The sequence below is a fragment of the Streptomyces sp. NBC_00576 genome, from assembly GCF_036345175.1.
Lineage (GTDB): Bacteria > Actinomycetota > Actinomycetes > Streptomycetales > Streptomycetaceae > Streptomyces.
Genome location: NZ_CP107780.1, coordinates 8,881,321 through 8,899,252, shown reverse-complemented (window position 1 = coordinate 8,899,252; position 17,932 = coordinate 8,881,321). Strand labels below are relative to the sequence as shown.

The following is a 17,932-nucleotide window of genomic DNA, read 5'->3' as shown; positions in this document are numbered from 1 at the left end:
CTCGGTGACCGCACATCTCGCCGAGTCGTGCCGCGCGACCGACCACCAAGTCACGGTGTTCGGCCAGCTTTGCCAGCTCACCCGGCATGCACACAGACAGCTGCTGACTGATTCGGAGAGTCCATTCGGCATGCCGTAAGTGAGAACCCCCCTTTCGAACCGGACAAAATACCGGGCCGCCCAGGGGCGGGCGGTCCACCGGACGAGAGGGACCAGACTCATGAGTTCCGTTCTGCGACCGGCGATTTCGGGCGAGGAGCCCGCAACCGCGAACCAGCAACCGATCACGGCCGGCGCGTACCGGCCGATCTCCTCCCACCTGGCGATCACGCCACCGGTGAGTGTGGTGATCCCCGCCATGAACGAGGCGGAGAACCTTCCGTACGTCTTCAAGACACTGCCCGACTGGATCCACGAAGTGGTCCTGGTCGACGGCAACTCCACCGACGACACCGTCGAGGTCGCCCGCGAGCTGTGGCCCGGCGTCAAGGTGGTCGAGCAGCAGGGCAAGGGCAAGGGGGATGCCCTGATCACCGGGTTCGAGGCCTGCACCGGCGACATCATCGTGATGGTCGACGCGGACGGGTCGGCGGACGGCAACGAGATCGTGTCGTACGTGTCCGCGCTCGTCTCGGGTGCCGACTTCGCCAAGGGCTCGCGCTTCGCCAACGGCGGCGGCACCGACGACATGACGCCCATCCGCAAGCTCGGCAACTGGGCGCTGTGCACGGTCGTCAACAAGAAGTTCGGCGCCCGCTACACCGATCTCTGCTACGGCTACAACGCCTTCTGGCGGCACTGCCTCGACAAGATCGACCTCGACTGCACAGGCTTCGAGATCGAGACCCTGATCAACATCCGGGTGGTCAAGGCGGGACTCAAGGTGCAGGAGATCCCGAGCCACGAATACCTCCGTATCCACGGCACGAGCAATCTGCGGGCCGTGCGCGACGGACTGCGCGTCCTGCGGGTGATCCTTCGGGAGCGCTCCAACCGGCGTGCCCTGCGCAGCCGTTCGCACTCCCGCGTGCTCAGCGCGAGCCGGGGAGAGGCGTCTTGAACGAGTCGGCCGTATCGGTGGTCGTCTGCGTCTACACCGAGGACCGCTGGGAGGACATCCTCGCGGCGGTCGCCTCGGTGCGGGCGCAGTCACGGCCTGCCCTGGAGACACTCCTGGTCGTCGACCACAACCAGGCTCTCCTGGAGCGGCTGGCCAAGGAGTACAAGGAGACCGCCGATGTACGGGTGCTCGCCAACGCCGGCCCGCGCGGCCTGTCGGCCGGCCGCAACACCGGAATCGCCGCCTCGCACGGAGAAATCATCGCCTTCCTCGACGACGACGCCGTGGCCGAACGCGACTGGCTGCACCACTTCGCCGAGGGATACGCGGACCCCCGGGTGATGGCCGTCGGCGGCCGTACGATGCCGATCTGGGCGTCGGGCCGCCGGCCGGCCTGGTTCCCCGAGGAGTTCGACTGGGTGGTGGGCTGCACCTACAAGGGGCTGCCCGAAGGACGCGTCAAGGTCCGCAACGTGCTCGGCGGGAACGCCTCCTTCCGACGTACGGCCTTCGACGCGGCCGGCGGTTTCGCCACCGGTATCGGACGGGACGGCGACAAGCGGCCGCTGGGCTGCGAGGAGACGGAGCTGTGCATCCGGCTCACGCGGGCCAGACCCGACGCGGTGCTGCTGATCGACGACCGTGCCGTGATCCACCACCGGGTGCCCGAGGTCCGCGAACACTTCGCGTACTTCCGCACCCGCACCTACGCCGAGGGCCTCTCGAAGGCGCTGGTCGCCCGAAGTGTCGGCGCGGACAAGGGACTTGAGTCCGAACGCCGGTACACCACCCGGGTGCTGCCCGCCGGGGTCGCGCGCGGTCTGCGCGACGCACTGCTGGCCCGGCCGGGCGGTGCGGGCCGGGCGGGCGCGATCGTCGCGGGGGTGCTGACGGCTGCGGGCGGGTACGTACTCGGGAGCCTGCGGGCGCGCCGGGGCGGGGCCACGTTCACGGTGGTGGAGATCGAGCGGAGCGTCGAAGGGGGTACGGCATGAACGCATCCGTGCCCGTCCTGATGTACCACTCGGTCACCCGGACGCCGAATCCCCGGACACGCGCCCTCTCGGTGACGCCCGAGGCGTTCGCCGAGCAGATGTCGCTGCTCGCGAACTGGGACTTCCATCCGGTCACCACGGCCCAACTGGCCGACTCCTGGCGCCGCCCGTTCTCGATGGCGCGGGGGCTGCCCCCGCAGCCGGTTCTGGTCACCTTCGACGACGGCTACGAGGGCGTGCACCGGCACGCCTTGCCGGTACTGGCCGAACTCGGCTTCTCCTCCTCGCTGTTCGTCTCCACGGGCTGGCTCCGGGGCGCACACCGTTCCGGCGGCGCCCTCGACACCATGCTCGACTGGGACCAGGTGCGCGAACTCGCGGACGCGGGCGTCGAGATCGGCGGCCACAGTCACACGCATCCGGAGCTGGACCAGCTCGACGACGACGCGCTGCGGTTCGAGCTGACCCGCTGCAAGGAGATCGTCGCGGACGAACTGGGTGCCGTGCCCGTGTCGTTCGCCTATCCCTACGGCTACTCCAGCCGCCGGGTGCGCACCGCTGTCCGCGAGGCGGGGTTCGCGCAGGCGCTCGCCGTCGGCAACGGTCTGGCGCGCCGGACACAGGGGCCGTACGCCCTGCAGCGCGTCACTGTGCGCCACAGCACGAGCATCCAGGAGTTCGAGCAGCTGATCGAAGGCCGCGCGATCGCCCGGAACTTCGCCCGGGACCGTGCCCTCACCAAGGGGTACGCCCTGGTCCGCAGAGCACGTCAGGTCCGCCGGAAGGCCATCAGCTCCCGTGTCTGACACGACGACCACATCAGAGACCCAGGCCGACACGCCCGAGGCCGAGACACCCGAGCAGCGTCCGGGGCGGCGGCTGCGGCTGCCCGGCCTGGGCAAGGGCCAGGGGGGCGGCAGTCAGCTGTTCCGCAACGCCTACGCGCTGATGCTCAACACCGGCATCTCCGCGGTACTCGGGCTGAGCTTCTGGCTGGGCGCCGCCCGCTACTACTCCGAGTCGGCGGTCGGCCAGAGCTCCGCCGCGATCGCCGCCATGAAGCTCCTCGCCGGTCTCACGGCGGTGACCCTGACGGGCGCCCTGGCCCGCTTCATCCCGGTCGCCGGCCGCGCCACCGGACGGTTCATCTTCCGTACGTACGCGGGCAGTTCGGTGATCGTCGCGCTGGCCGGCGGGGTGTTCCTGCTCACGCTGGACAACTGGGGGCCGTCGTACCGGTTCCTGCACGGGCCGGTGCCCGCGCTCGGGTTCGTCGGTGCCGTCGTCCTGTGGAACCTGCTCACGCTCCAGGACGGGGTGCTGACCGGGCTGCGCAGCGCGCTGTGGGTGCCGGTCGGCAACACGGTGTTCTCGGCGGTCAAGCTGGGGCTGCTGGTGGCCTTCGCGGCGGCGATCCCGACCAGTGGGGTCTTCGTGTCGTGGGTCGCCGCGATCGCCATGTCGGTACTGCCGCTGGGGTGGCTGGTGTTCCGGCGGCTGGTGCCCCGGCATGTCAAGGCGACCGAGGAGCACACGAAACCGCCGACGTTGAAGGAGGTCGGCCGGTTCCTGGCCGGTGACTACACGGGGTCGCTGTTCTCGCTCGCGGTGGTCTACCTGGTGCCGGTGATCGTCGCCTCGCAGGTCAGCTCCGCCGACAACGCGTACTTCTACATCACCACCACCATCGGCGGCACGGTCAACCTGCTCGCCATCAACATGGGCGCCTCCCTGACCGTCGAGGGCTCGCACGATCCGGCCCGGCTTGCCGCCAACACCCGGGCCGCCCTCAAACGGATGGCGCGGATCATGCTGCCGGTCGCCGGTGCGCTGTTCTTCGGCGCGCCCTGGATCCTGGGCGTGTTCGGCTCGGGCTACGCGGACGCGGCGACCCCGTTGCTGCGCTGGTTCGCGGTCGGCGCGGTGCTGCGGGTCGTCATGGAGACGTACTTCGCGATGCTGCGCGCCCAGAGCCGTACGGGCGGACTCGCCTGGATGCAGGGCCTGTTGTGCGTCCTGGTGCTCGGTCTGACGCTGCTGCTGCTCCCCCGGATGGGTCTGACCGGAGCGGGCGTCGCGGAGATCTCGTCTCTCGCGGTGATCGTCGCGATCGCCGCGCCCAAGCTGTACCGGACGGTCAGGGCAGCGCCGGCCGACGCCGTCCCCGAGCACTCGGCACCGGACGGCGACCTCGCCGACCTGGGAGCGGGCTCCCGGGGGCGCGGGCAGGGTTGGGCGCGTTCGCTGGACTCGGACACGCTCGCGCTGGGCGTGCACCTCGACTTCGACCACCAGGAACGCCGCCCGGACGTCCGCCCCGGGCCGGGGACTCCGCCCACGGGGACACCGGTGCCGCGGGCGGACCACCGGCCGGCCTGGGCTCTGGAACAGGCGGGACCGGAGGCCGTGGGACTGCCTGTGGAGGAAAGGGAGCCGGTGACGGGCGCGTCCCGGGAACTCCCCGTCCCGGCGGGCGCGGACGCCGAACTCGTACGGGCCGCACGGGCGTCCCTCGTACGGGAGTTGCGGACCCCGCACACCCCGCCCGACCCGCCGTCGGCGCCTGTGCTCTCCCTGCGGGCCCGTCTGTTGCCCACCCGCGGTGGAACGGTCCTCGGCTGTCTGCTGATCGCGGCGCTCCTGCTCTACTGGGTGCCCGCGTCCCGCCTCGGCGAGGGCGACCTGGAGCGGATGGGCGGGCTCGGACTGGTCTCCGTACTTCCGCTGCCGACGCTGATCGGGGCCGGGCTGCTGGTCGTGGTGTTCGCGTCGTTGCTGTGGGGGAACCGGGAACACCGGACGCTGCTGGCGCTCACCCTGCTCGCGACCGTCGTGTCGCTGCACGCGCTGCCCGCGGTGATCGAGGCCGAACCGCGGTTCGCGACGGCCTGGCAGCACCTCGGGTTCATCGACTACATCGACCGGACCGGAACCGCCGTACCGGACCTGGACGCGCGCTGGAGCTGGCCGGGCTTCTTCGCCGGGGCCGCGTTCGTGGCGAAGGCATGCGGGGTCAGCGACCTCACCGAGGTCATCCGCTGGTGGCCGCTGACCATGCAACTCCTCTATCTGGCACCGCTGTTCCTGCTGACGCGCGCACTGCGGGCGAGCTGGCGCGCCAAGTGGACCGGCGTGTGGATCTTCGTCCTGAGCGGCTGGGTGGGCCAGGACTACTTCTCCCCGCAGGGCTTCACCTACCTCCTCTATCTGGTGTTCGTGGCGATCCTGCTGGTGTGGTTCCGGGCACCGCGGGTGCTGTGGGCGAAGATGCGGCCGGGCGAGGCGGAGGTCGAGCCCACCAACCGCCGCCAACAGGCCGTACTGCTGGCCGTGTTGATCGCCCTGTTCGCGGCGACGGTCCCGGCCCACCAGCTGACGCCGTTCGTGATGCTGGGCGTGCTGGCGGTCCTGGTCATGGTCGGCAAGTCCGAACTGCGGGGCCTGCCCATCCTGTTCGGCGTCATCGTCGCGGTGTGGGTCGGTTTCATGGCCGAGCCGTACTGGTCGGGGCACTTCGACGAACTCTTCGGCGGGATGGGCGGAGTGGGCGGCAATGTGTCGTCGAGCGTCTCCGGCCGTATCGAGGGCGGCAGTTCGACGCACAAGCTCGTCCTCTACACCCGCGTCCTGCTGGCCGGCGGGGTCATGACCCTCGCCTGCTACGGCTGGTGGCGCCGCCGCGACCACAAGTACCGCGAACGCTCCCTGCTCGTCCTCACCTTCGTCCCGTTCCTGGGCTTCGGCATGCAGTCGTACGGCGGCGAAATGGCCCTGCGCGTCTTCATGTTCGCCCTGCCCGGCGCCGCCCTGCTCGCCGCCCTCGCGCTCTTCCCGCGCACCGGGATCACCGCGAAGGAACAGGAGCGGGACCGGATCAGCCTCGCCCCGCTGGCGGCCCTGATGGCGGGCCTGATCCTCATGGGCGGCTTCCTGGTAGCCCGTTGGGGCAACGAGCCCTTCGAACGGACGCGCCCCGGCGAGGTCACCGCGATGAACTACGTGTACGCCCACGACGATCCGACCGTACAGCTGCTGTGGCTGAGCAACGACCTCGTCGACAACGTCACGCCGGCGCTGCCCTGGGGCGCCAAGGACATGGAGAAGGTGCAGTACGTGCCGACGCTCGCACCGGCCGACCCGGTGCTGGTGTCCGGGCTGGTGAAGGCGCTCAAGGACGCCGGCCCCCACTCGTACCTGATGGTCAACCGGAGCCAGGTCGTCTACCTCCAGCTGGACGTGGGCTACTCGAAGTCCTGGGAGCACCGGCTGCTCCAGAACCTGGACGGCCGGAACGAGTTGAAGAAGGTGTTCGTCAACTCCGACGTCACGATGTACTCGCTGCGCCAGCAACCGGAGGGGAAGCTCGCGAAGCCCGATCCCGGTCCGATCGGTCCCCAGGTGACGTGGACACCATGGTCGGTGGTGGGCGGCCTGGCGGCCGTCGCCCTGATCCTGCTGCTCACGGCCCGGGAGGCCGTACGGGTCGCGGTACGGCCGGGGGTTCGGCAACTCCGCTGGCTGCAGAGCAGCTTCTGGTTCTCGCTGCCGCTACTGGCGGTACTGCTGGCCTCGCTGGTGCAGCGGTTCCTGACGATGAAGTAGCCGTGCAGACGGGCGAGTCGAGGTGGCTCAGTGGACTAACGGCTGAGCCACTTCACCTCGTACGCCCCCATCTTGAACCGCTTGCCGTCGACCTGAGCGTTGATCGGCCGGTCCAGGACGTTGACGACGAGGACGGCCTTGTCGTCGGCGAGTACGCGTACGTTGGGCTTGTCGTCCGGGGCCACCGGGACAGTCTCGTACTCCGTGCCCGGCGGGAAGGCGGCGCCGAAGCGGGAGACGAGGTCGTACATGGGAAGTGCCGTTCCCCCGCTGCCACTTGAGGTGGGGGTCCACAGGCAGCCTGCGCAGTCGGTGCCCTGCTCCTCCTCGGGGTTCCAGTAGAAGCCGGAGGAGGCGCCGCCCTTGACCATCGCGATCAGGCCGGCGGCCTGGACCGCCTCACGCCGGGTCTCGGACCAGCCCGCGCGGTCGTCGTTGGCGTCGGCGGGCTCGACGTAGTACTCGGCCCACCACAGGGGCAGTCCGCGCGTCCGCGCGCGCACCCACTTGCCGACGGCGGTGAACTTGTCGGTCGCGGCGAACTCGTCGGGCAGCAGGTCGTCGTCCTGGGTGTAGCTGGAGCCGTCCACGACGACGAAGTCCGCGCCCACTTTGTGGGCGTTCCAGTAGTCGAAGGCGTCGAGGATCCGCTGGTCCATGGCGCCCCAGGGGCCCTTGAAGGTCGTGGAGGCGTCCGGCTTCTGCCGTGGGTCGAGGCTGTCCATGACGAGATACGGCCCGCCCACCATGATGTCCCTGTCGACCTTCTTCAGCGCCTTGTGGACCAGGTTGTACAGCTCGGTGTAGCCCTCGTAGTCCCAGCGCGCCTCGGTGTTGTTCCAGAAGCCCTTGAACTCGTTCCACACGATGAAGTGGCGTACGTCGGGATAGCGCTTGGCGACGGTCGCGGCGAGCGCGGCGAAGTCCTTGTAGTGCGCGCGCTCCGGGGCGGTCTCCAGGGCGGACTGGCTCCAATCGGTGTTGCCGGAGCCGGACTTGCCGCCCTTCATCCAGTCGGGGGCACAGCACAGGGTGACCACCGGGGTGGCGCCGGAGGCGCGCATGAAGTCGACGCGGCGGTCCATCTCCGTGAAGTCGTAACGCCCCTTGACCGGCTCGGGGTTGCCGGCGCCCCAGCCCATGATGTGCTGGTTCTGCGGCAACCCGGCGTCCTTCGAGAGCAGCCCCTCGACCCGGTCGACGGCCGCCCCGTCGCCCTCGTCGGCGCTGAACTGGGTGTGGGTGAAGCCCCATCCGACGTCCGGCTCCGACGACGCGGGCGAGGAGGCGGACGGAGTGCCGTGCACCTTGTCGCCGTCGCGGGAGGTGCCCGCGGTGCTGCCGCCGTTCGACGGCAGCGTGTTGAGAAGGGTCAGGACCAGGGCCAGCGCGGCGGCCCCCACACCGAGCAGGGCGGTGAGCTGCCACCGCCGAGCCCCCGAATTCCACCCATGACGTCCCATCAAGGGCAACAGTAACGGCGGGGTACGGGCGGAGGGCAGGCCTCCGCAGTACACAGCCCGGTAACAGAACAGGGACGTATCGGACGCGCGGGCCGAAGAGACCGCACTCGCCGGCACTCGGCGCGCACTGCGGAAACCGGGTGCGCACCGCGCCCGGGTGCCGGATCATGGCGGCATGTCTGCGAACCCACACGACGCGTTGCCGATCCGGCTCAACGTCGACGACAGCGACTCCCCGTCCGATGTCGTCGACGCGCTGTTCCTCGGCCGCTTCGCGACGGGCGAGCAGCCGTACTCCCACGCGGCGAACATCGACCGCGTACGGTCCGGGGCGACCCTTCTCCCGCCGGGCGCCCGCGTCCTGCGCGCCGCCCGCGACGACGACCGCAGCGCCACCCTCGCGGAGGGCGACGGCTGGACCCTCCTGGTGTCCCGCTGGAACCGCGGCGCCGACGTCACGGTGACGGCGACCACCCCCGAGCTGGCCGCGAAGGTCCTCGACCAGGCGACGGACGGCGCAGCGGACGAGCCCGAGCCCCAGCCGGAGAACGTGACGATGGGATTCTGGTACGTGTCCCCGCGCCGGGGCCCGCACCGCACGACCCGCCAGATCTCGGCGGGTACGTGGGACGAGGTCCGCGCCAACTACACGGCACCGGTGGCGGACGCGATGGACGGTCTGATGAAGACGACCCCGGAGGAGATCGCGGGCCGCCTGCTGCTGCTCCACGGCCCGCCGGGTACCGGCAAGACGTCCGCGCTGCGCACGCTGGCCCGTTCCTGGCGGGACTGGTGCCAGGTGGACTGCGTACTGGACCCCGAGCGCCTGTTCTCCGACGTCGGCTATCTGATGGACATCGCGATCGGCGAGGAGGACGGCACGGGCAAGGGCCGCTGGCGCCTGCTCCTGCTGGAGGACTGCGACGAGTTGATCAGGGGCGAGGCGAAGCACACGGCGGGCCAGGCGCTGTCGCGGCTGCTGAACCTGACGGACGGCCTCCTCGGCCAGGGCCGCAACGTCCTGGTGGGCGTGACAACCAACGAGGACCTGGAACGCCTCCACCCGGCCGTCGTCCGCCCCGGCCGCTGCCTGGCCCGCATCGAGGTGGGCCCCCTGACCCGCCGAGAGGCAACAACGTGGCTGGGCACAGAGGAGGGAATCGCCCGCGAGGGCGCAACCCTGGCCGAGCTCTACGCCCTACGCAGGGGCACAACTCCCACGACGGTCCCGGACCCGAGAGAGGGCGCGGACGCGGGCCTGTACCTGTAGGAGGCGGGGCCCCTGTACTTGTGGTCGCCGGGGGCCTACAGGGGCGCGGGGAACTGCGCGACAAGCCCCACCGCCCCGCAGCCGAAGAACTACCCCCTCACACCTCACCCCTCGTAAGCCGCCCGCAGGGCATCCTTCACCGCGGCCAGCGCCACATCCGACCCCAACCCGAGCCGCCGAACCCGCTCCACGTACTCCTGCGCAGCCAGCGCCGCGCCTCGCTCCGCCGCCGAGCCCGCGGGAGCGACCACCGTTCCGTTACGCCCCCGCGTCTCGATCACCCCGTCCGACTCCAGCGCCCGATACGCCTTCGCGACGGTGTTCGCGGCCAGACCGAGTGACTCGGCAAGGCCCCGCACGGTGGGCAGCCGGTACCCCACCGGCAGCGTCCCGGCCCGGGCCTGCTCGGAGATCTGGGCGCGCACCTGCTCGTAGGGCGGCGCGCTGTCGTCGATGCGGATCTTCAGAGTCACGCTGCGATTGTCCCGTACCGGCCGGAAAATGAGAGGCACCCGCCGTATCTCCCCGCGTAACGTCCGAGTTCATGACTGTGACCGTGCGTGCCCTCCGCACCGAAGACCGGGCCGGCGTCGAGGCCTTCGCCCGCGTCCGGCGTATCGCCCTCCCCTTCCTCCTGTTCACACCGGAGAGCGTCGCGTACGACATCGCGCACGCCCACCCCGACGCCCACTACCAGGCACTGGTCGCCGAGGAGGACGGCGAGATCCTCGGCACCGCCCAGACCGGAGTCGTCCACGACAGCCAGGAGCCGGGCCAGGGATACGTCAACGTGTATGTGCACCCGGAGCACATGCGGCGCGGCGCCGGCACGCTCCTCGTCCGCACCGCCGAGCGGCACCTCACCGCCGCAGGGGCGACGAGATCCTTCGCCTGGGTGTTGGACGCCCCCGAGAACCGTGCCTTCGCCGAACGCCACGGCTACCGTTCCAGCCGCAACGCGCACTTCCTCCGCCTGGACCTGGCGAACGGCAAGCTGCCCCCGCTCCAGGATCCCCCGCCCGGCGTCGAACTCCGCAAGGGTTCCGACTTCTCCGCCGACCCGCGCCCCCTGTTCGCCCTGGACTCGGAGACGATGTCGGACGAACCGAGCGATGTCTCCTACGAGTTCACGGACTATGAGGCCTGGCTCCGCGAAACCTGGCAGCACCCCCTGACCAGCCCCGAGCTGACCTCGGTCGCGGTCCTCGACGGCCGCCCCGCCGCCTTCAGTCTGGCCCGCACCGACGGTGGCACCCGCTACGGCACCATGATGACCGGCACCGCCCGCGACTTCCGTGGCCGTGGCCTCGCGAAGCTCGCCAAGAACGACTCCCTGCACCGAGCCCGCGCCGCCGGGTACACGGAGGCCCTGACGGGCAACGACGCCGGGAACGGCCCGATGCTCGCGATCAACAACTGGTTCGGCTACGAGAACTGCGCAACGGAGGTGCGGTATGTCCGCGAACTCACCTGAGGCCACAGCCCCATCCACATCCACATCCACATCCACATCCACGGTGAACGTCGTCCTGGTCAAGGGCGGCCGCACGAAGATCAGTTACCCCGCCGAGCTGCTCCACGACGACGGCACGCGCCTCGCCGTACGCGCCGCCTGGGCAGGCGACGGAGTCCGCGACTTCGGCTTCGTCCGCTTCGAGCCCGGTGACGTGTTCACGGAGTACTACTGGCGGGACCGCTGGTACTCGGTGAAGGAGGTCCGCGCCGCGACGGGCACGCTGAAGGGCTGGTACTGCGACATTGCCCGCCCGGCCACACTCGCCGGCACCGAGCTGGTCGTCGAGGATCTCGACCTGGACCTGTGGCGCTCCGCCGACGGTACGGACGTACGGCGGCTGGACGAGGACGAGTTCGAGGAGAGCGGCCTGGCGGAGTCGGACCCGCAGGCCGCGTCCGCCGCCGTGGCGGCCCTCGACGAGCTGGAGTCGCTGGCGCGCGAGGACGGCTTCGAGAAGCTGCTCGCCTGAACGGGCGGACGCGCCTACGGACGGCGTGCCTACAGGCGGGCCAGTACCGCGTACCGCTCGTCCTCGACCTCGCGCCCCCACAGCCGTGCGTCGCCGGACAGCCGCTCCACGCGTACGTCGGCGGCCAGGGCCGCGAGCAGGGCGGCGAGGGTGTCGGCGGGTATGCCGACCGGGCTGACCGTCCCCCACACTCCCTCGACCAGCACCAGCCGCCCGCCGGCCCTGAGCAGCCCCTGCCAGTGGCGCAGTACGCGCGCGGGATCGGGCAGCGTCCACAGAACGTGCCGTACGAGCACGACGTCGAAGCGCTCCTCCCCCACCGGCGGCGCCGCCGCGTCGCCGACGAGGAACACCGCGTCACGGCCGGCCAGCTTGCCCCTGGCCTGCTCGACCATGGCCCGGGACAGGTCCACGCCGGTGACACGGTGCCCCTGCTCGGACGCGAGGAGCGACAGGCTGCCGGTGCCGCAGCCCAGGTCGAGGACGTCGGCCGGGCGGTCGGGCAGCCAGGACCGCAGCCGCGCCGCCCAGGCCTCGCGCACGACCGGATCGCGCAGGCCATGGTCGGGCTCGGTGTCGAAGGTGGCCGCTTCCGCGTCCCAGTCGGTGTTCGTCATACGGGCAAGAGTGACACCCACCACTGACAATCGAATCGTGACGGCCGCCACTGACAGACCGGCGCCGATGAGTCACCCTCCCGGAAATGGTCTATCTCCGTGAAAACGCGGAACCCGGTGGACCGAAGGAGGCAGCCATGCGCCGCGTAACCGTGCAGAAGCCCCTGAAGAAGTCGGACGCCCGCCGCGTGCGGGACGAGGCCGACGAACGCATCACCGAGCGTCCGGAGGTCCGCAAGGACATCGCACGCACGTGGTGGCCCGACGGCTGAAGTGCGTCAGCCGTCGAGGCCCGCCGGACAGGCGTCCGGCGGTAGTGGACGCACGCACGCGCGTGCCCGTGGAACGAACAGCGCCTCCGAGGCCTGACTGGCGGCTCAGGCCGTGCCAGGCCCCGGCGGAGTTCGTTGACCGGGGTCAGCCGATCGCCGACAGACAGGTGGTGGCGGTGGCGTGCGCCGGGTCGAGGGCGTTCGTCACCTCGTGGAACGCGATCCGGTCGAGCAGCCCGAGGGCGGCGTGCTCCGAGAGGTCCAGCGGGCAGAGGTCCTGGATCAGGACGTTGTGCACGTTGGATCCGCTCAGGAACTGGCTGCGGTACGGCGTGACCACCTCGTCGTACTGGGTCGCGAGGACCGTGTAGCGGACGCCCGGGACTGTGTCACCGCCCGCGTTGAGCTTGGTGAGGAAGGCGGACCCGGCCACCTGGTCGGCGAGGGCGGGGGTGGCCGTGGAGAGCAGGTCCTCGGCCCCGGGGAAGTACTTCAGCAGATTGGTGAGGCCGTTCAGGGTGGTGCCGTGGTTGCTGGGCGCTACACCGACCAAAGTGTGCACCTCGGCGCCGCCGCCGAGGAACTTGAGGTAGTAGCGGGACATCATGCCGCCCTGCGAGTGGCCGACGAGGTCGGTCTCGGCGGCGCCGGTCGCGGCGAGCACCTTGTCGACGAAGGTGGCGAGCTGCTCGGCCGACTTGGCGATCGGCCCGAGGCCGTAGAAGAGGGGTACGCCGGGCAGTTGGCCGTAGTCGAGCGAGAAGACGCAGTAGCCGCGATTCTTCAGATACGGCGCGAGGGTGAGCCAGTTGTCGACACCGTTGGCGAAGGTGCCGTGGACGAGGACGACGGGGCGTGGGTGGGCGGCGGACGGCTTGCAGGAGTAGTCGTTCCAGCCGCTGCTGGAGGCGGATTCGGCCTGCGTGTCGGTCTGTGTCGCGGCCTGCGCGCTGGTGGCGACGGGCACGACGGTGGCCGCGGCGGCCAGCAGCAGTGCGGCGAGAGGTCTGAGTGCGCGTTTCCAGGGCAGCATCGAGTGATCTCCTTGCGGCTCAAGGGAGTTACGACGGCTCTACGCCCTGTGATCCGGATCACGAGGATGCTGTTCACTCGTCAAGTTACGAGTGAGTAGCGCGATGTGGGAAGTTACGCGTCAGTAAAAACTTCCGGCGCAGCCGGAGACTGTGATAGTGGGCCGACACGCTGGGACCCGGGCTCGGTCGACGTCAACCCCTTTGCGTGCAGGGCGAGTCCGCTCACTCGGGCGAGCCGCGAGGTGAGCGTCTCGCGCATGGCACGGGCGGCACGGGTGAGCGCCGGGGAGTCCGCGGTCGGCTCCCTGAGCGTGCGACTGCGGGTCTCCGCGGGGTGGTCGGCGTAGCGCACGGCGATGGTAAGTGGGCGGCACGAGTGTTCGGCGCCATCCGCCCCCGGTCGATGCCGGACGCCTTCTCGTGCAGGTCGCGACCGACCTCCGTACCGACGAGGCGACACAGGACGAAGGGCGGTGCCGCGGCGACCCGCCGAGGGCATCGAGGCCGTGGCCGTGGCCCGTCGCCCCCCGACGCGGAAACCCTCTCCCCTGAGGATGAGCCGCGTCAGTACCCCCGTCAGTACCCCGGTGCAGTCAGTCGGCCAGAGCCGCCGGTCGTACGGCCTCCGGCCCGAAGCGCCGTCGCGCACGGTCCGCGGCGGCTTCGGCGGCGCGGGCACGGGCGTCGCCGGAGTCAAGGGAGAGCTGACGGTAGGAACTGTCGGCCGGCAGCAGGGCGTCGGCGCGGATCACAAAGGCGCGGACCCGTGCTCGCTGCAACCCGAGGGCGTCCAGCAGACCCAGGGCAGCCGAGGCGAGGGCGGGTGAGTGGTTGGTGGGTTCCGGCAGCGCGCGGGTACGGGTGGTGGAGCTGCGGTCGGCGTATCGCACCGTGAGGGTGAGCCGGCCGGCGGTCTGCCGTTCGCCGCGCAGGCGCCCGCCGATCCGGTCGGCAAGCCCCAGAACCGCCCGGTGATGCTGCGCCGGGTCCAGGCAGTCCTGTGGCAGCACCTGATCGGCGACCAGTTGCGCCGCCGGTTCCGAAGGGGTGACAGGCCGGGGATCGTGGCCACGCGCACGCTCGGCCAGCAGCCGGGCGGGGCCTGCGCCGAGAAGCCGCTGCAGAGTCCCCGCCGGCAGGTCGACGACCTGCCCGATGGTGTGCAGGCCGTACCTGCGGAGCATCTCCGCCGTGGTGCGGCCGATCCCGGGCAGCGCGGTGACCGGCCGCGGACCCAGCCAGTCGGCGGCCTCCCCGGCGGGGACCCAGGTGGTGTCTCCCGGCGCGGACGCGTCGGCCGCCATCGCCGCGAGCATGCGGTTGCCCGCGAGCCCGGCGCTGCTGTCGATGCCGTAGAGCCCCTTCAGCCTCATCTTCGCCAGCTGAACGACGTCATAGGGAGACAGGTCGAAGTAGCGGAGCGCCGAAGTCAGGTCGAGCTGGACCGCGTCGGGCGGGACGGCCTGGACATGAGGAGTGACACCGGACATCAGTTCGATTACGTCGTCGTACCGAGGCTCGGTCGGTGCGGCGTGCAGGTGAAGGTGGGCGATGTGCCGCTGACGTGTGACCATCCCTCACCCCCGGAGTTCACCAGCCGATACGGGGGGATCGCACGCGGGCGCCTCGTGGCGCGCCACCCGCCTCCATCCGCCGGGGCGGTCCACCCGCCCTGCAACCAATATATCGAACTTAATTCGAACACGCCGAGCGGATGTTCCTCAGCCCCTTCACCGTCCGCGCCCATGTGCAGCGCGCCATGACGAAGCTGGAGGCCCGTGACCGGGCGCAACTCGTCGTCATCGCCTACCGGACGGGCCTGGCCCACGCCGCCCCCGACGGCGACACCGACCGCCGGTCGTAGGCCGGAACCGGGGGCCCTTCGGCGGCTCTTCAGTGTCTCGTGAGAGACATATCAGCCTGCAGAACCCGCGCTGGTGTGACCGAACTTCTTCAGGTCCGCCGAGCGGGTACCGGCGGGCTGAAGGTCGGCGTACGGGTGCAGCCTGGCCCCTGTCGTGCCGTTGGCCAGGGTGCGCTGCGGCTGGGCGGGGGTCGGGTGCGGGCGGCTCTCGCCGAGGAGGGCGAGGGCGGACTCGGGGCCGTTGTCGCGGCGGGCGGCGGCGATCTCGTCCAGGTCCCAGGCCATGGAGCCGACGACGGTACGACGGGTGCCGCGCACCTGGACCGTGCCGCGGACAAGGAGCAGGCCGCTGTGGAAGACGGTGTACGCGCACGCCGGATGCGAGTCCTCGAAGAAGGCCAGGTCGACCAGACCGGAGCCGTCCTCCAGCGTCACGAAGATGACCCGCTTGCCGCTGGCGATCGGCGGGGTCTGGGTGGAGGCCCGTACGCCGGCGACCAACACCTGCTGCCCCGCCCGTAGTCCGGCCAGGTGGGCGGCGTCGGTCGCGCCGATCTCGCGCAGGAGGCGGTGGTGGTGCTCCATGAGGTGCCTGGAGACGTCGATGCCGAGGGTGTTCAGCTCGGCGCTGAGGGCTTCGCGTCCGGTCATCTCCGGCAGTCCGCTCGGCTCCACTCCTCCAACAGCACCTGTGTCGATGGGCAGTTGGCCCGAACCCGCGGTCCGGTTGCGGGACTGCCGGTGCAACTCGGCGATCTGCAGCAGCAGGTCGCGGCGCGTGAGGCGACCGTCGTGGAGGGAGTTCAGGGCGCCGATCTCGGCGAGGCGTTCGGCGGTCGGTCTGCTGGGGTGGCCCCGCTGCCAGAAGTCCGACAGCGATCCGTACGGCTGACCCTCCTCGATCCGGGCGCATTCCTCCGTACTGATGCCGCGCACGGCGGAGAGGGCGAGTCGCACACCCCACTGATCTCCGTCTGCCTTCTCCACGGTGTGCCTCACCCGGGAGTGGTTGATGTCGACGGGCAGGATCGGCACGCCGCGCCGCCGGGCGTCGGAGACCAGGACGCGCTTGGGCCACATCCCGGGATCGTGTTCGAGCAGGCCGGCCAGCAGGTACGCCGGATAGTGGGCCTTGAGCCAGGCACTCTGCAGGGCCGGTACGGCGAAGGCGACCGCGTGGGCGCGGCAGAAGCCGTACGCGCCGAAGGCCTCGACGGTCTGCCAGACCTCGTCCCGGACGGCCGCGCTGTAGCCACGCGCGCGTGCCAGGCCATGGAACCAGTCCCTGATCGCGGGCAGCCGGTCCTTGTCACCGAGCGCCCGCCGGGCGATCTCCGCGAGGGCCAGGTCGCAGCCGGTCATCACATGCAGCGTCTGGATGATCTGCTCGTGCCAGATGGTCACGCCGTAGGTGTCGGCGAGCACCGGTTCCAGGTCCGGGTGGGCGTACGACGGTGTACCGCCGTGCCGGGCGGCGATGTACCGCTCGGGCATGCCCCCGGCGACCGGGCCGGGACGGAAGAGGCTGATGTCGGCGATGACGTCCTGCGGGTCGCGGGGCTGCAGCCGGGAGAGGAGGTCCTGCTGGCCCGGTGATTCGAGCTGGAACAGGCCCAGGGTCTGGCTCTCCTGGATGAGCTTGAAGGCGAAGACGTCATCCAGCGGCACCTGCTTCGGGTCGTCGAGGTCGATGTGGTTGCCGGTGGTCCGTTCGATCTCGGTGACGGCATGGGCCATCGCGGACTGCATGCGCACGCCCAGGACGTCGAGTTTGATGTTGCCCAGCGCCTCGATCTCCTCCTTCGCCGCCATCGCCATGGGGTAGTCGCCCTGTGGCGTGGGCTGCACCGGCAGTCGGTCCAGGAGGGTGGCGTCACTGATGACCACTCCGCAGGGGTGCATGGCCATGCCGTGGACCAGCGAGTCGAGGCCTTCCGCCAGCTCCCACAACGGTCCGTACCGGTCGGCCTCTGCGGCCAGCTGCCGCAGCTCGGGCAGTTCGGCGAGGGCGCCGGTGATGTCGGATGCGCGCAGGTGCGGGAAGCTCTTGGCGATCCTGTCGACGTCCGCCGGGGCGATACCGAGGGCGAGGCCGGTGTCCCGCAGTGCCCGGCGGGCACGGTAGGTCTCGGGCATCGCGGTGACCGCCACCCGTTCCTTGCCGAACCGTTCGAAGATCGTGTCGTAGCACTCCAGCCGTCGGGCGGATTCCACGTCGATGTCGATGTCGGGCAGCGAGGCCCGGCGCACGCTGAGGAAGCGTTCGAACAGAAGACGGTGGTCGAGCGGGTTGGCGGTGGCGATGTCCAGCGCGTGGCAGACCAGCGAGCCGGCGCCCGAACCGCGGGCCGCGACCCGGATGCCCTTGGCCCGGATTGTAGGTTCAAAAATGGAATGTCCCATACCGCATCGGTGACCTGGAGATTGCCAACTTGTCTCACACATGGGACACAGCGCTCCGTCTCAAGATCTTGTCCCTTCGTGGGGCCGTACTCGGCCCAACACCGGCGTACGACCAACTCGGGGGCTGACCTCGAAACCGACGAGTGGTGGGACTTCTAGCGACCACCCCGCATAGCGGCGGCCCACCAACGGAGCTCATGAGCGTCCAGCGATAGCATCCGGCCCGCAAGGTGGTTCCGAGTTCCCAGAACCGCTGGGGATCGTGCCCCGTGCGAAGCAAGCAAAATGAGTCTCATGCGAGGTTCCAGAGTCGAAGCGGGCTGCCTGCTCGTCAGCTACCGGATCGGCCTGAGCTCCCCGGTGAGAA

At 70.3% G+C, this 17,932-nt stretch carries 14 protein-coding genes and 2 pseudogenes; 9 read left to right on the top strand and 7 right to left on the bottom strand.

Annotation, left to right across the window (positions count from 1 at the left end):
• The first annotated feature begins 220 nt into the window (after window positions 1-220).
• Genes OG734_RS38815 through OG734_RS38800 form a run of 4 tightly spaced genes read left to right on the top strand, consistent with a single transcriptional unit; the run spans window position 221 to window position 6,657 of the window.
• Window positions 221-1,060, top strand: coding sequence for a glycosyltransferase family 2 protein (locus OG734_RS38815; RefSeq protein WP_330292093.1), 840 nt, complete (start codon window positions 221-223; stop codon window positions 1,058-1,060).
• Window positions 1,057-2,055: a glycosyltransferase family 2 protein gene (locus OG734_RS38810; RefSeq protein ID WP_330292092.1), complete on the top strand. Its 999-nt coding sequence runs from the start codon at window positions 1,057-1,059 to the stop codon at window positions 2,053-2,055. Before OG734_RS38815 ends, OG734_RS38810 begins: the two co-directional genes overlap by 4 nt.
• On the top strand, window positions 2,052-2,861 hold the full coding sequence (locus OG734_RS38805) for a polysaccharide deacetylase family protein (RefSeq protein WP_330292091.1): 810 nt from the start codon (window positions 2,052-2,054) through the stop codon (window positions 2,859-2,861). Before OG734_RS38810 ends, OG734_RS38805 begins: the two co-directional genes overlap by 4 nt.
• Window positions 2,854-6,657 (top strand): lipopolysaccharide biosynthesis protein, encoded by a 3,804-nt coding sequence (locus tag OG734_RS38800; RefSeq protein ID WP_330292090.1) that lies wholly within the window; start codon window positions 2,854-2,856, stop codon window positions 6,655-6,657. Before OG734_RS38805 ends, OG734_RS38800 begins: the two co-directional genes overlap by 8 nt.
• Before the next feature lie 35 nt (window positions 6,658-6,692).
• Here OG734_RS38800 and OG734_RS38795 read toward each other — a convergent pair whose 3' ends face one another.
• Window positions 6,693-8,120: a GH39 family glycosyl hydrolase gene (locus tag OG734_RS38795; RefSeq protein ID WP_330292089.1), complete on the bottom strand. Its 1,428-nt coding sequence runs from the start codon at window positions 8,118-8,120 to the stop codon at window positions 6,693-6,695.
• Between the two features lie 175 nt (window positions 8,121-8,295).
• Between OG734_RS38795 and OG734_RS38790 the strand changes: the two genes are divergently transcribed.
• The gene (locus tag OG734_RS38790) at window positions 8,296-9,390 is read left to right on the top strand and encodes a DUF5925 domain-containing protein (RefSeq protein ID WP_330292088.1); all 1,095 of its coding nucleotides are present in this window, start codon (window positions 8,296-8,298) and stop codon (window positions 9,388-9,390) included.
• Window positions 9,391-9,494: 104 nt separating this feature from the next.
• On the opposite strand, the gene OG734_RS38785 is transcribed toward OG734_RS38790, so the two are convergent.
• The gene (locus tag OG734_RS38785) at window positions 9,495-9,863 is read right to left on the bottom strand and encodes a GntR family transcriptional regulator (protein WP_330292087.1); all 369 of its coding nucleotides are present in this window, start codon (window positions 9,861-9,863) and stop codon (window positions 9,495-9,497) included.
• A gap of 71 nt (window positions 9,864-9,934) precedes the next feature.
• On the opposite strand from OG734_RS38785, the gene OG734_RS38780 reads away from it, so the two are divergent.
• Both OG734_RS38780 and OG734_RS38775 read left to right on the top strand, forming a co-directional pair.
• On the top strand, window positions 9,935-10,864 hold the full coding sequence (locus OG734_RS38780; RefSeq protein WP_330292086.1) for a GNAT family N-acetyltransferase: 930 nt from the start codon (window positions 9,935-9,937) through the stop codon (window positions 10,862-10,864).
• On the top strand, window positions 10,845-11,375 hold the full coding sequence (locus OG734_RS38775) for a DUF402 domain-containing protein (protein WP_330292085.1): 531 nt from the start codon (window positions 10,845-10,847) through the stop codon (window positions 11,373-11,375). The genes OG734_RS38780 and OG734_RS38775 overlap by 20 nt, the downstream gene beginning before the upstream one ends.
• A gap of 29 nt (window positions 11,376-11,404) precedes the next feature.
• Here the strand turns inward: OG734_RS38775 and OG734_RS38770 are convergent, their stop codons facing one another.
• The gene (locus OG734_RS38770; protein WP_330292084.1) at window positions 11,405-11,992 is read right to left on the bottom strand and encodes a class I SAM-dependent methyltransferase; all 588 of its coding nucleotides are present in this window, start codon (window positions 11,990-11,992) and stop codon (window positions 11,405-11,407) included.
• A gap of 137 nt (window positions 11,993-12,129) precedes the next feature.
• Between OG734_RS38770 and OG734_RS38765 the strand changes: the two genes are divergently transcribed.
• Window positions 12,130-12,264 (top strand): hypothetical protein, encoded by a 135-nt coding sequence (locus tag OG734_RS38765; RefSeq protein WP_330292083.1) that lies wholly within the window; start codon window positions 12,130-12,132, stop codon window positions 12,262-12,264.
• 145 nt (window positions 12,265-12,409) lie between these two features.
• On the opposite strand, the gene OG734_RS38760 is transcribed toward OG734_RS38765, so the two are convergent.
• The 3 genes from OG734_RS38760 to OG734_RS38750 all read right to left on the bottom strand — a co-directional run bounded on the left by OG734_RS38760 (window position 12,410) and on the right by OG734_RS38750 (window position 14,872).
• On the bottom strand, window positions 12,410-13,297 hold the full coding sequence (locus OG734_RS38760) for an esterase/lipase family protein (protein ID WP_330292082.1): 888 nt from the start codon (window positions 13,295-13,297) through the stop codon (window positions 12,410-12,412).
• A 113-nt stretch (window positions 13,298-13,410) separates the two neighbouring features.
• Window positions 13,411-13,797, bottom strand: a complete 387-nt coding sequence (locus OG734_RS38755; RefSeq protein ID WP_330292081.1) for a DinB/UmuC family translesion DNA polymerase — start codon at window positions 13,795-13,797, stop codon at window positions 13,411-13,413.
• Between the two features lie 94 nt (window positions 13,798-13,891).
• Window positions 13,892-14,872 (bottom strand): DNA polymerase Y family protein, encoded by a 981-nt coding sequence (locus OG734_RS38750; protein ID WP_330292080.1) that lies wholly within the window; start codon window positions 14,870-14,872, stop codon window positions 13,892-13,894.
• Window positions 14,873-14,997: 125 nt separating this feature from the next.
• Here OG734_RS38750 and OG734_RS38745 point away from each other — a divergent pair.
• Window positions 14,998-15,162, top strand: a pseudogene (locus OG734_RS38745) (response regulator transcription factor); the annotation flags it as partial.
• A 51-nt stretch (window positions 15,163-15,213) separates the two neighbouring features.
• Here OG734_RS38745 and OG734_RS38740 read toward each other — a convergent pair.
• Window positions 15,214-17,538: pseudogene (locus OG734_RS38740) on the bottom strand (helix-hairpin-helix domain-containing protein); the annotation flags it as partial.
• Window positions 17,539-17,932: the final 394 nt, after the last annotated feature.

Excerpts from the sequence above, each read along its gene's own strand:
- OG734_RS38815 (WP_330292093.1), top strand. The coding sequence starts at position 221 with ATGAGTTCCGTTCTGCGACCGGCGATTTCGGGCGAGGAGCCCGCAACC.
- OG734_RS38805 (WP_330292091.1), top strand. The coding sequence starts at position 2,052 with ATGAACGCATCCGTGCCCGTCCTGATGTACCACTCGGTCACCCGGACG.
- OG734_RS38795 (WP_330292089.1), bottom strand. The coding sequence starts at position 8,120 with ATGGGACGTCATGGGTGGAATTCGGGGGCTCGGCGGTGGCAGCTCACC.
- OG734_RS38790 (WP_330292088.1), top strand. The coding sequence starts at position 8,296 with ATGTCTGCGAACCCACACGACGCGTTGCCGATCCGGCTCAACGTCGAC.
- OG734_RS38780 (WP_330292086.1), top strand. The coding sequence starts at position 9,935 with ATGACTGTGACCGTGCGTGCCCTCCGCACCGAAGACCGGGCCGGCGTC.
- OG734_RS38775 (WP_330292085.1), top strand. The coding sequence starts at position 10,845 with ATGTCCGCGAACTCACCTGAGGCCACAGCCCCATCCACATCCACATCC.
- OG734_RS38770 (WP_330292084.1), bottom strand. The coding sequence starts at position 11,992 with ATGACGAACACCGACTGGGACGCGGAAGCGGCCACCTTCGACACCGAG.
- OG734_RS38765 (WP_330292083.1), top strand. The coding sequence starts at position 12,130 with ATGCGCCGCGTAACCGTGCAGAAGCCCCTGAAGAAGTCGGACGCCCGC.
- OG734_RS38760 (WP_330292082.1), bottom strand. The coding sequence starts at position 13,297 with ATGCTGCCCTGGAAACGCGCACTCAGACCTCTCGCCGCACTGCTGCTG.
- OG734_RS38755 (WP_330292081.1), bottom strand. The coding sequence starts at position 13,797 with ATGCCCTCGGCGGGTCGCCGCGGCACCGCCCTTCGTCCTGTGTCGCCT.
- OG734_RS38750 (WP_330292080.1), bottom strand. The coding sequence starts at position 14,872 with ATGGTCACACGTCAGCGGCACATCGCCCACCTTCACCTGCACGCCGCA.